7 protein-coding genes and 1 pseudogene are annotated in these 12,659 nt (G+C 68.6%); 6 read left to right on the top strand and 2 right to left on the bottom strand.

The window, feature by feature from the left end; translation table 11 throughout:
* A pseudogene (locus HR086_RS21630) lies at positions 1–726 on the bottom strand (hypothetical protein); the annotation flags it as partial.
* On the bottom strand, positions 723–2,618 hold the full coding sequence (locus tag HR086_RS21625; RefSeq protein ID WP_174458791.1) for an OmpA family protein: 1,896 nt from the start codon (positions 2,616–2,618) through the stop codon (positions 723–725). The pseudogene HR086_RS21630 and the gene HR086_RS21625, both read right to left, overlap by 4 nt.
* A 257-nt stretch (positions 2,619–2,875) precedes the next feature.
* Between HR086_RS21625 and tssI the strand changes: the two genes are divergently transcribed.
* From tssI to tagF, 6 genes are all read left to right on the top strand, one after another.
* Positions 2,876–5,140: a type VI secretion system tip protein VgrG gene (gene tssI, locus HR086_RS21620; protein WP_174466535.1), complete on the top strand. Its 2,265-nt coding sequence runs from the start codon at positions 2,876–2,878 to the stop codon at positions 5,138–5,140.
* A gap of 201 nt (positions 5,141–5,341) precedes the next feature.
* On the top strand, positions 5,342–5,902 hold the full coding sequence (gene tssJ, locus HR086_RS21615; protein ID WP_174463801.1) for a type VI secretion system lipoprotein TssJ: 561 nt from the start codon (positions 5,342–5,344) through the stop codon (positions 5,900–5,902).
* The gene (gene tssK, locus HR086_RS21610) at positions 5,899–7,266 is read left to right on the top strand and encodes a type VI secretion system baseplate subunit TssK (protein ID WP_174463750.1); all 1,368 of its coding nucleotides are present in this window, start codon (positions 5,899–5,901) and stop codon (positions 7,264–7,266) included. Before tssJ ends, tssK begins: the two co-directional genes overlap by 4 nt.
* Positions 7,267–7,281: 15 nt before the next feature.
* On the top strand, positions 7,282–8,013 hold the full coding sequence (locus tag HR086_RS21605) for a DotU family type IV/VI secretion system protein (protein ID WP_141648214.1): 732 nt from the start codon (positions 7,282–7,284) through the stop codon (positions 8,011–8,013).
* Positions 8,010–11,723, top strand: a complete 3,714-nt coding sequence (tssM, locus tag HR086_RS21600; protein WP_174466534.1) for a type VI secretion system membrane subunit TssM — start codon at positions 8,010–8,012, stop codon at positions 11,721–11,723. Before HR086_RS21605 ends, tssM begins: the two co-directional genes overlap by 4 nt.
* Entirely contained in the window at positions 11,723–12,658 is a 936-nt protein-coding gene (gene tagF / locus HR086_RS21595) for a type VI secretion system-associated protein TagF (RefSeq protein ID WP_174466533.1), read from the top strand. Before tssM ends, tagF begins: the two co-directional genes overlap by 1 nt.
* Position 12,659 lies beyond the last annotated feature (1 nt).

Below are 12,659 nucleotides of genomic sequence, written 5' to 3'. Positions count from 1 at the left end.
GGAGCCCCCGCCTCCACCATTCGTGGAGTTGTCGCGCGAGTCCCCCGGTGCGGGAACCACGTCCTCGCCCCGGCGTCCCGTATTGCCCAGGTCCGAGCCCGCGCAACCGCCGTTCGCATCACCGGCGAAGGTGGCGCCCTGAAGGCCGAGCCCTGTTGCTTGAATCGTTCCGTTGTTGATGAGCGGGCCATTGGCCAGGAACGCCAGCACGCCGCCCGAGCTCCCGTTCCACTTGTCCGCAGTGACGGTGACGGTCGAGTTGACGGTGACCGCTCCGTAGCGAGGCACAGTGACCACCTGCGCGCCCGCGCTCTTGTAGCTGTGCACCAGGGGCGCGGTGAGCGTCAGCGAAGTCGACGTGGGGCCCCCGGTCTTGATCTGCGCGAACTCCCAATGTCCCACGGTGGGCGTCGCACCGGCCGACAAGTCCACCGGAGTGCTCGTGCCTGGCGCGGGCGCGGGGCTCAACCCGGTGGTCTGGATGACCATCACCAGGTTGGTGTTGGCGAGCTCCGGGAGCGCCCCGAGCAGCACCAGCGTGTCCGTCCCCGCGTTGGCATTGGCGTTGAGCTTCGTATGACTGTTGATCTTGTGCGAAGAGCCCGCCGTGGAGAAGACCCTCGCCGTGCCTCCACCGCCCAGCCCGAACCGGTCCCGTTCCGCGCTCGCGGTGCCGCACAGCAACAGCACGCCCCACAACAGCGCTCGCATCAGCAGCGTCCTCATTGGCGCACGTCTCCTGGCTTCGCGGCCCCATCGGCGGGGAGCGCTCCTCGCGACTCCTGTGGGTCGATGAACTTGAACTCGATGCGACGGTTCTCTTCGCGGTCCTGATACGTGTTTTCGGGGAACACCTTCGGCTTGGTCTTCCCGAAGCCCACGGCCATCAACCGGTCCGCCGGAGCCCCCTTGCTGATGAGGTACTGGCGCACCGCATCCGCGCGGGCCTGCGACAGTCGCCGGCTGGCATCCAGGGGCGAGCGCAGGTCCGTGTGCCCACCCACCACCACCATGGGCAGCTCCGGGTGCTCCCTCACGATGCGCGCCACCCAGTTGAGCTGCTCGAGCGAGCGGCTCTGGATGACCACGCCCGAGGCCTCGAAGTAGATCCGCTCGAACAGCTCCAGGTGGCCCGGTTTGATCTCCACCAGCGGCGGCACGTTCGCGGGGCAGCCCAGGTTGTTCGCCGCGCCCACGTCCTTCACGCAGCTGTCCAACCTGTTGGGCACGCCGTCCTTGTCCGAGTCCATCTCCGGGCAGCCCTTGCGCTCCGGCGGCCCCGGCTCGTTGGGACACTCGTCGTTGTCGTTCACGATGCCGTCCTTGTCGAAGTCGACCACCGGGCAGCCCTCGTTGTCCGCCGGCCCCGCGTGCTCCGGGCATCGGTCCTTGCTGTCCTCGACCTCGTCCTTGTCCTTGTCATCCATGGGGCAGCCATTGCGCGCGGGAGGGCCGTTCAGGTCCGGGCACTCGTCGAGCGTGTCCTCGATGCCGTCTCCATCCGAGTCCTTCGCCGAGCAGCCTCCGCGCGCCGCGTCTCCGGCCACCAGCGGACAGCGGTCCACGCTGTTGATGATGCCGTCCCCGTCCTCGTCGGAGCCGGGGCACTCCTGGATGGGGTCCGTCAGCGTCTTCACCAACCCCGGCTCGCAGCGCACCGATGACTCACCGGGCCCGCGCGTCGGCACCACCTTGCCGAACGCACCGCCCACCATCAGCCGGAACAGCGGCGTCCCCGGGGCCGAGCCCACACCCATGCCCGCCAGGGCGAAGAGCTCCAGCGACGGACTCGCCAGGTAGCGCGCCCCCGGCAGGAGCTCCACCGCGCCGGGCTGGTCCGTCAGGGGCAGCATCGCGCGCACGTTCAGCTCCCAGCGCAGCCGCTTGCCCGTCGTGGAGAGCGCCGCGCCCACGCGCACCTCGTGCCCCACCTCGTCCTCCAGGTCGCCCACGCGCTCGGTCAGCAGCATCTTCTCCCGCTGGACGTAGCCGACCTCCAAGCCCGCGCGGATGCGCCCGAAGTGCCGCCCCAGCATCAGCCGGGGCGACAGCCGCACCGAGCCATCATCCCGCGAGAACCCCTCTGCGCTGCCCAGGGGCACGCCCACCCCCAGCTCCGCCGCGAGGTCCAGCACGCCCGACGACTCCTGCGTCAGGAGCCCCACCCGACCACTCAGCGATGGCGTGGAGAGCGTCTGCGCGCGCGGCTCCGGGATGCCCGCACCCGCCAACCCGGTGCTGTTGCCACCCTGAAACGCCACCAGCGGCACCTGCAACCCCACCTGCAACCAGCTCAAGGGCGCATAGGCCGCGGCCAGGTGCGCCGTCGCGCGGCTGCCCACGACGGCGAGCTTCTTCCCGGTGTTCATGTACACCAGCGGCTCGTGGGCGTACTGCATCGCGACCGTGGCTCGGAAGTCACCCGCTGGAAGCAGCTCACCCAGGCCCACGAGCAGCGCGCCTTCCGCGCCAGGATTCAGCTCCAGCCGCTCCAGGTCGAACCCCCTCAGGGGCGACGCATTGGGGACGGGGGGCACGTCGTCCTGGGCCCCGGCGCTCGCGGACGCCAGCGCGAACGCAAACGCGAGCACGCCTCGCAGCAGCCTGCTTCGTCTCATGATTCTCCCGGATGAATGGCGTGTGGGTAACCCGGAGCCGTCCCACGTTTCAAGCCGGCCCCCCGCGTTCACTCTACACCAGATGCCCCCCTCCTCTGGCCAGCCCGCACCCATCGGGTCGCCCGGCGCGCGAGGGCCGAGACAACGCTGTCACTGAAATCTCAGACCAGGGATTCCCGCCCGGTCAATTCGTGGCATGCTGGCGCATCACTCACCTCCCCGCGACTCGCGCGGGGTCTGGCGCCGGGGGCACTCTGATGATCGCGAACGCCGCGTTGCTCGCGAACCAGGCCGAGTTCGAATTCGAGGCAGGTTCGTTCACGGCCGCGGAGCTGGCGGTGCTCGGCTTCGAGGCCGAGGAGACACTCTCCCAGCCCTACACCGTCGAAGTCGCCCTCGCCGTCCGGCCCGACCTCGAGGTGGAGGAGAAGCTGCTGCTGGGCAAGGACGCGCGGTTGACGGTGATGCTCGGAGACGGCACCGCCCGCTTCTTCCAGGGCGTCGTCGCGCGGATGACCCGCTGGGACGAAGGCAGCGGCCCCGAGCGCCGTCGCTACCGCGTCACCGTCGTGCCGCGCCTGTGGACGCTGCGCCACCGCCGCAAGAGCCGCATCTTCCAGGAGCTGACCGTTCCGCAGATCGTCCACAAGGTCCTGGACGAGGCCAAGGTCGAACACCGCCTGGCCCTCACCGGAACCTACCCGGTGCGCGACTACTGCGTGCAGTACCGCGAGTCGGACCTGGACTTCGTCTCGCGGCTCCTCGAGGAGGAAGGCATCTTCTACTTCTTCGAGCACGCCGAGAGCTCACACATGATGGTGCTGGGGGACGGCGCGTCGGCCAATCCCTCCATGCAGGGTGAGTCCAAGCTCGTCTTCCGCGAGCGCTCGCACATGATCGCCTCGCAGGAGTACGTGCACGAGCTGGTAGCGCGCACCGAGGTCCAGCCCGGCGTCGTCGCGTTGCGCGACTACAACTTCCTGCGGCCGGCCCAGATGCTGGGCGCGGAGGCGGAGGCGGACGACGGCGAGACGGCGCTGGAGATCTACGACTATCCCGGCCGCTACGAGGAGCCGGGCCCCGGCCGAAACCTGGCCCAGGTGCGGCTGGAGGAATTGCGCGCGCGCACCCAGACGGTGACGGGCGCCAGCTACAGCCGCCGAATCTGTCCCGGCCACGTCTTCGAGCTGGCCGAGCACCCCGACACCGCTGTCAACCGCAAGTACCTGCCCATCTCCGTGCGACACACCGGCCACCAGTCGGAGGCGGTGAGCATCGACCAGTCCACGCTGCGCTCGCGCGAGGGCTACCGCAACGAGTTCCTCTGCCAGCCCGCGGACGTGCCCTTCCGGCCGTCTCGCGTGACGCCCCGCCCCGTCATCCCCGGCGCACAGACCGCGCGCGTCGTGGGCCCCGCGGGCGAGGAGATCCACACCGACGAGCATGGCCGCATCAAGGTCCAGTTCCACTGGGACCGCGAGGGCAAGGCCAACGACAAGAGTTCCTGCTGGATTCGCGTCAGCCAGGCCTGGGCGGGTCCGGGCTGGGGCGCGCTGTACCTGCCGCGCATCGGCCACGAAGTGGTGGTGGAGTTCCTGGAAGGAGACCCGGACCGCCCGCTCGTCACCGGCAGCGTCTACAACGGGCAGAATCCGCCGCCCATCGACCTGCCTGGAAGCAAGACCCAGAGCACCCTGCGCTCCAGCTCCAGCCCTGGCGGTGACGGCTCCAACGAGCTGCGCTTCGAGGACGCGGCGGGCTCGGAGCTCGTGTATCTGCACGCGCAGAAGGACTTCAACGTCGTCGTGGAGAACGACAAGACGCAGGAGGTCCGCGGCAACGAGACGTTGCTGGTGAAGAAGGACCGCGCCCGCGTCATCGAGGGCAACCAGGCCCTCGAGGTGAAGAAGGACGACGACAGCACCATCAGCGGCAACCAGTCCCTGGCCGTCACCGGAAACCGCTCCACGACGGTGGCGGGCAATCACACCGAGTCCGTCAAGGGTGACCAGTCCATTGGCGTCAGCAGCAGCCAGAGCCTGTCGGTCAGCCTGGCGTCGGCGGAGACGGTGGGCCTGGGGAAGATGCTCACCGTGGGCGGAGCGCTCGCCATCAGCGTGGGCGCCGCCTTCAACGAACTGGTGGGCGGCGTCAAATCCGAGCAGGTGGGCGGCGCCAAGGTGGAAGTCGTTGGCGCGAAGAAATCCGAGTCCGTCAAGGGCGCCCGCTCCACGCAGGTGGGCGGGGACCTGTCGGAAGAGATTGGCAAGTCCCGGACGCTGAAGGTGGACAAGGACCTCATGGTCAGCGTCGGTGGCAAATCCAATCACGTCACCAAGGACGCCTACGTTCTGCAGGCCAAGGAAATCGCCCTGGTCGCCGAGGAGCAGTTCACCCTCAAGGTCGGCTCCGCCACGTTGCAGGTGAAGAAGAACGGGGACGTCGTCATCAAGGGCGCGAAGATTGAAGTCACCGGCAGCGGCGACGTCATCATCAAGGGCTCCAAGATCTCCGAAAACTAGGCCGGTCCAGGCAGACCCCGGGGGGGGTGGCTTGAAACAGGTCCACTGTGTCTGGCACTTTACGCTTCGCACGGAACCGACGACGGGGCCGGGCCCTCAAAAAGGAATGTGAATTTGGCGCTAGGACACACTGGCGCCGGTGCGGCGGGGGTGGCCGGCCGGTGCCTTCGGTGGGGTGTGGTCGCCGCGCAGGCGCTGGGCATGAGCGTGGGAGCGGGCTGCGCGAAGCGCGTGCCCTTCTCCTGTGAGACACCGCCACCGTTCCAGGTGGTGGTGGACGCGGCCGAGCAGCTCAACCCGGACTCCAAGGGCCGCTCGTTGCCCACCGTGGTCCAGATTGTCCAGCTCAAGGACAGCGTGAAGCTGGAGCGCGCGGGCTTTCGAGACTTGTGGGGCAAGCCCGAGGTCCTGCTGAAGGATGACCTGCTGCAGGTGGCCGAGGTGGTGGTGGCGCCCGGTACGCAGGAGAAGCGCTGGATACAGCGGGACCCGAAGGCGCGCTTCGTGCTCGCCATGGGCCTGTTCCGACAGCCACTGGGTTACTCCTGGCGCGCGGTGGCGACCTTGCCCGTGGTGCAGGAGTCGCGCTGCGTGGAGCGTCCCGCCGGAGACCAGGGTCCGCCGCAGGAGGACGACGAGGTCTTCCGCTACCGGCTCCAGGGCTATCAGATCGACTTGATGTTCCGGCCCCTCAGCGTGGCGCCGGAGCGACACAACAACCCCGAATCCGGCGACCGAGAGTCGCCCCGGAGAGGCGCATGAAGTCCGCGCAGCGCGTCGTGTGGTCCGAGGGCATGTTCATGAGCCCCCACCACCTCCAGCAACAAGACCTCTATCACGAGCAGCTCTTGGAGAACCGGCTGGGGGCCTTGGAACCCTATCCGTGGGGCGTGGTGGCCATGGAGCTGGACCAGGAGGCGCTGCGCGCCGGCCAGGTGCAGTTGTCGAACTTCGTCGGCGTGCTGCCAGACGGGTTGACGGTGTCCTTCGAGTCCGGAGACGCCGAGGCCCCCTCCGCGCGCCCCGCCGAGGGCTACTTCCCTCCCGCGCAGCGCACCCTGGACGTGTACCTGGGCGTGCCGCGCGAGCGCAGCGGCGTGGAGAGCTACGGCAGCGGGGAGCGCATCGGTGGCAGCCCGCGTTACACGCCCGTCACGCGGCCCATCAGCGACCTGACGGCGTCCACGTCCATCTCCCAGGTGGGCTTCGGCCAGCGCAACGTGCGGCTCTTGTTCGGCACCGAGCCGCGCGACGACTTCGAGGCCATCAAGCTGTTCGAGCTGACGCGGGACAAGTCCGGCAGCCTGGCCGTGGTGGACGCCTATGTCCCGCCCTGCCTTCGCATCGACGCGGCGCCCTACATCATGGGCGAGCTGCGCACGCTCTTGCGGCTGATGGTCTCCAAGCAGCGCCAGCTCGCCTCGCGCCGCCGGCACCGGGATGCGTCCGCGCTGGAGTTCACCGCGGGCGACGTGACGCTCTTCCTGGAGCTCAACGCCCTCAACGGCACCATCCCCTTCCTCCAGCACGCGCTGGACGCGGGCAACCTGCGGCCCCGGGATTTGTACCTCACGCTGGTGCAGTGCGCCGGCCAGCTGTGCACCTTCTCCTCCAGCGCGGACCCCACGACGCTGCCGTCCTTCCAGTTCACGAACCTGAGGGCGACGTTCGAGGAGCTGTTCCGCCGCCTGTCGGAGCTGATGCGCTCGGTGGCGCTGGAGCAGTGCCTGACGGTGGACCTCTCCGCGGGCTCGGACGGCATGTTCCGGGGGAAGCTGGAGGACGAACGGCTGGAGCGCTGCGGCGCCTTCCTGCTGGCGGTGAGGAGCGATTTGCCCGAGCGCGTCGTCGCCGAGCAGTTCCCCAAGCTCACCAAGGTGGCCTGCTGGGATGACATCCCGGGCCTCGTCCGCGCCGCCGCGCCCGGGGTGCCGCTGGCCGTCACGTACCGCCCGCCGCCGGAAGTCCCGGTGCAGCCGGGCACCGTGTACTTCAGCCTCTCGATGAATGACGGCTACTGGAAGAACGTGATGAGGGATCACAACCTCGCGCTCTATCTGCCACAGCCGTTCGACGCGGCCCGAACGACCGTGGAGCTGCTCGCGGTCCCCACCGCCAATCGCTGACGCGCAGGGATTCCCATGGACCGAGTGACGGAAGCCACGAAGGACTGTTTCGACGCCGCCATCCACCTGCGCGGCTCGGAGGCGGCGGCCATTCCTCCGCCCGAGACGCTCTATCACCGCCTGCGCGGAGTGGTGGACGAGCTCTTGCGGCGCGCCGCCGTGCTCGGCTTCAGCCACCAGGACGCCCAGGACATGGCCTACGCCATGGTGGCGCTCATCGACGAGGTCGTCCTCAGCCGGCCGGAGGAGTACCGGCAGTTCTGGATGACCAACCCGCTGCAGCTGCACTACTTCAACGAGAACATCGCGGGCGACGGCTTCTTCGCCAGGCTGGACCTGGTGCGCAAGGACCCTCACCGCGCCGAGGTCCTCCAGGTCTACTACCTGTGCATGCTCTTCGGCTTCCAGGGGCGCTACCGCATCCGCGGCGGCGAGCTGGAGCTGATGACGCTCATCGACACGGTGAAGAAGGACCTGGAGCGCGCCCGTCCGTTCGACTTCGACGTGCTGTCACCCCACGGTGACCGTCCCACCGACTCGCTGCTCTCCAAGCGCCGCAAGACCCCCATGCTGGCCCTGTCCGCGGGCTCGCTGGCGGTGGCGGTGCTCTTCTACGGCGTGCTGCAGTTCTTCCTGAAGGACAAGGTGGACGAGCTCAAGGGCCGCATCGAGCTGCACGCCGCCAAGAACGTCGCCGGCACGCTGGCTCCGCCGCAAGCGGGCGCCAACCCGGGAGGCACGCAATGATGGCCTACCTGCTACCGCTGCTGGGCATCGGCGCGCCCATGTTCGCGCTGATGACCTACCTGGAGCTCAGCCCGCCCCAGGCCGCCATCGTCGCCGCGCTCGCGGGCCTCTTGGCCATGGGCGTGGTGTGGGTCGTCAAACGCATCCGCGCGCGCCGCGCCGCCAAGAAGCTGGAGGGCGCGCTCGCGGCCCAAGGTGAGGAGCAGGCCGCCACGGTGCGGCCGGACCTGCAGCCCGAAATCAAGGCGATGCAGGACGAGTTCACCAAGGCGGTGGGCGCGCTCAAGGCGTCCAAGCTGGCGCGCGGCGGCAAGGACGCGCTGGCGGTGCTGCCCTGGTATCTCATCGTCGGCCCTCCGGGCGCGGGCAAGAGCACCGCGCTGCGCAACTCCGGCCTGAAGTTCCCCTACCTGTCCGCGCGCGGTGGCGTGCGCGGCGTGGGTGGCACTCGCAACTGCGACTGGTGGCTCACCAACGAGGCCGTCATCCTCGACACGGCGGGCCGCTACACCAGCGCCGAGGAGGACCGTCCGGAGTGGATGGCCTTCCTGGACACGGTGGTGAAGCACCGCCCCAGCCGCCCCATCAACGGCCTCATCGTCGCCATCAGCGTCAGCGAGCTGATGACGGCGGACCCGCAGGCCGTGGGCGAGATGGGGCAGACCATCCGCGAACGCCTGGATGAAATCACCGGCCGGCTGAAGATGCTGGTGCCCGTCTACGTGATGGTCACCAAGTGCGATTTGCTGCCGGGCTTCGTGGAGATGTTCTCCGACTTGTCCCGCGTGGAGCGCGGACAGGTCTGGGGCTTCACCGTGCCGCTGGAGCACCAGAAGGACGCCAGCACGGACCTGTTCCGCGAGCGCTTCGACGAGATGCTCTCCGTGCTGGAGCAGCGTTCGCTGCGCCGGCTGGGCCAGGAGCGCCGGCTGGAGACGCGCGAGAACATCTACGGTTTTCCGCAGCGCTTCGACGCGCTCCGCAAGAACCTGGCCGAGTTCCTCCAGCCGCTCTTCCTGGAGAACGTGTTCCAGGACACGCCCGTCTTCCGCGGCCTGTACTTCAACAGCGGCACGCAGGACGTGCGCGCGGTGGACAAGGTGTCCCCGTCCGCGGGCGAGATGTTCGGCACGACCAACGGGCGGCCGCAGACGGATGGTGCATCCGCCGAGGGCCGCAGCTACTTCCTCTGGGACGTCTTCACGAAGGTGATGTTCCAGGACCAGCAGGTGGCGGTGCGCAGCTCGCTGGAGGAAGCGAGGGTGCGCCGGCAGAGCATGGTGCTGGCGGGCGCGGCGATGGCGGCCACGGCGCTGCTGTTGTCCATGCCCACCCTCTCCTATTTCCAGAACCGCTTCCTGGCGGAGGCGGTGACCAAGGCCATCACCGACGTGAACCTGGACCCGCGCGATGACGTGCGCCGGGTCGAGGACCTGCTGCCTCTCAGCAAACGCCTGGAGGAGCTGACTCGGCACGAGGAAGAGGGCGCCCCGGTGTGGATGCGCTTCGGCCTCTACCAGGGCCACAAGCTGCTGCCGCAGGCGCGCCAGTTCTACAACACCGCCCTACGGCGGGTGCTGCTGGGCAAGCAGTTCGAGCTCATCGAGCAACGCCTGGAGGGCTTCGCCCGCAGCCCGGACATGCTCACGCTCCGGGACCCCAAGGAGCACGCGGAGCACTCGGCGAAGTTCAAGCAGTACGTGGATGACCTGAAGATGTACCTGCTGGTGACGACGCCGCGGGACCCCAAGGAGCCGGAGCTGGACGAGACGCAGCGCCGGTGGCTCGTGCGCCAGATTGTCGAGCACTGGGCGAGTTTGCGCGGCGTCGCGCTCGACGAGGAGATGGTGACAACCCACGCGACCACCTTCATCAAGATGCTGGGCGCCGAGCAGGCCCTGCCCGACGAGCAGAAGCCCGCGCGCGAGGAGCGCATCGCGTTCCCCCGGGAGCGCTCGATCATCGTGGGCGCCCGCCGCGCGCTCATCCGAGTGCCCCTGGAGAAGCTGGAGCTGGCGCGCATCGTGGAGACCACGCGCTCACAGTACGGAGACGTCACGCTGGAGCAGTTGATGGGCGCGGTGCCGCAATTCAGCGCCAGCAGGATGGTGCGCGGCGCCTTCACCCGCAACGCCTACGATACCGAGGTGAAGCAGCAGCTTGACTCTGCGTTCTCAGACCAGGACGCGTGGGTGCTGGACCGGGACGTCAACATGGACGTGGAGGCGTCGCGGCGCACGCTGCGCTCACTTTACTTCTCCAGCTACATCCAGGAGTGGAAGGACTTCCTCAACGCCATCCAGGTGGCCGAGCCCAGGGACAACCTCCAGTTGGAGGACCTGCTCACCAACCTGACGCGCGGCACGCCCAAGCCCTACAGCCGACTGTTCACCTCCATCGTCAACAACGTCCAGATTGAGCGACGTCCCCCCAAGGTTGAAGCCACGAGCACGAACAAGCTGACGGCGTCCGTGCAGAAGATCTTTGGCTCCGGTGACGACGCCGTCACCGAGAAGAACCGGCAGCAGCTCAATCCGCTCGCGCCTTCCGGAGAAGAGGAGATCCTCCCCCGGGACGTGGCACGCGAGTTCGCCTCCATCATCCGGTTCGCCACGGAGCGCTACAAGACGGACGACGGCGAGGAGACGCTGACGGCGCTCGTCGAGTACGAGGAGCAGCTCGTCACAGTGCACACGGCGATGCTGGCGTCGAAGGACAAGGTCGGGGAAGGCGCGGAGCTGACCAAGAAGAGCAACGCCGCGCGCAGCTATGTGGAGATGCTCATCCGCAAGCAGACGGACAACATCGCCATCTTCGAGCGCCTGCTCTTGCCTCCCTTCAAGGACACCATCGTCGTCATCGCGCAGGGTCAGGCCCAGCAGAAGAGCAAGCTGTGGTGCGAGCAAGTGGCCGTCCCCTTCAACCGGGCATTCAAGAACATGTACCCGTTCACCCCCGGCTCACAGAAGGACGCGCCGCTGCTCGAGGTCGCGGAGTTCCTGCGGCCCGACACCGGGGTGCTCCGCAAGTTCATCAAGGAGCAGCTCAGCGAGCAGCTCGTCGCCACTGGCCGCAAGTGGGACTTCACCTCCTCCGCTAGCACGCACTACCGGCCCGAGCTGCTCTCCTTCCTGGAGAAGACGCAGGCCCTCGCGGCCACCCTGTTCCCGGGCGGCGAGTCGGCGGGCATGGTGGACCCACTAGTGCGCTTCCAGGTGCGCATCCGTCCCGGCGTCTCCGTGGACGGCGCTGCTTCGAAGATCGCGTCCATCATCTTCACGCTCGACGGCACCGACGAGGTGTACCGCAACGGCCCCGACACGCTGTGGAAGCCGATGATCTGGCCCGGTCAGGCCGGCAAGCTCGGCGCGCGCCTCGTCGTGCAGAGCGTGGAGGGCAACACCGAGTCCGTGCAGGACGAGGAGGGTGACTGGGGCCTGTTCCGGCTTCTCGAGCGCGTGAAGAAGATTGAGCCCAGCCCGGACGGGCGCTACTTCACGGCGACGTGGGACATCGATGAAATCGACGGCGCCCAGGTCTCCATCGACTTCCGGCCGGAGCGCACGACCAACCCCTTCTTCGGGCTGGCGGGCAACACGTCCAAGCTGATGGGCATCTTCCGGGACTCCGGCATGAAGGTCCCGATGGGCATTGCGCTCAGCGGCAAGGGCTGCGAGCCGGAGGCCGTGGCCGCGGGTGGAGCCCCCTGATGGCGGTGCAGCAACCTCCTCGCATCGGCCTGCTGGGAAAGACGCCGCGCCAGGCGGAGTTCATCCGGTTCAACGCCTCCACGCCGCTCGCCCTCCACCTCTACGGGTGGATGGAGGCGGGCGTGGAGCGTGCGCGCAAGGCGCGGATGGACCTGCCCTCGGATCCCGCGCACTTCGTCTTCACCGCCCCAGGCCAGAAGCAGGCGCTGGTGGGGCTGATGGCGCCCAGCGTGGACAGCGTGGGCCGCGCCTTTCCGCTGGCCGTGTTCACCGAGGTGCCCTCGGCCAGCACCGCGCTCCGCTTCGCGCTGACACCAGAGGCCTACCAGCCCTTCCTTCGCGCGGCCGGGGCCCTGGCCCACGCGGCGGCGGAGCTGGACGTGCCGCGACTCACCGAGCGCGCCACTGCGCTGCCCGTGCCGGGCCCGGGTGACTTCAGCGTGGCGGAGCGCCTGCGCGACAGCGTCCTTTCGGAGCACCACCTCGCCGACCTGCTGGGCCCCGTGACAGAGGGCTCGCCCGCGGGAGGGCAGTACTACGCGCTGCACACCTTCCTCACCGCGTGCATCGGTGAGCGCGGACGCGAGCAGTCCGCCGCGGGCGTGGTGCTGGACTGCCCTTTGACGGCGCGCGTGGGCCCGGTGGCCTGGTTGGAGCTGTCCTCGCGCCTGTTGCGCTGGCCCCACCAGCCGCCGTCCTTCTTCTGGTCCGAGGGAGACAAGCCCCGGCTGCTCTTGAGCCTGGGCTCCGCGTCGCCCTCCGTCTTCCTCGCGCTCGCCCAGCCCGGCCGCCCTGGCGCCCAGGTGTGGCCGCTGCGCACCGAACGTCCCGCCGCCATCGACAACGCGCGCAAGGGCCTGACGGCCTCCGCGCGCCAGGTCATCGACTCCCCCACCACCACCCTCGACCAGCTCCTGCGCGCCTTGTCGCGCTGAG

It is taken from the genome of Myxococcus sp. CA039A, from assembly GCF_013336645.1.
Taxonomy (GTDB): Bacteria; Myxococcota; Myxococcia; order Myxococcales; family Myxococcaceae; genus Myxococcus; species Myxococcus llanfairpwllgwyngyllgogerychwyrndrobwllllantysiliogogogochensis.
Note: the sequence above shows the minus strand (reverse complement) of the source record. Positions and strands in the feature narration are given on the sequence as shown.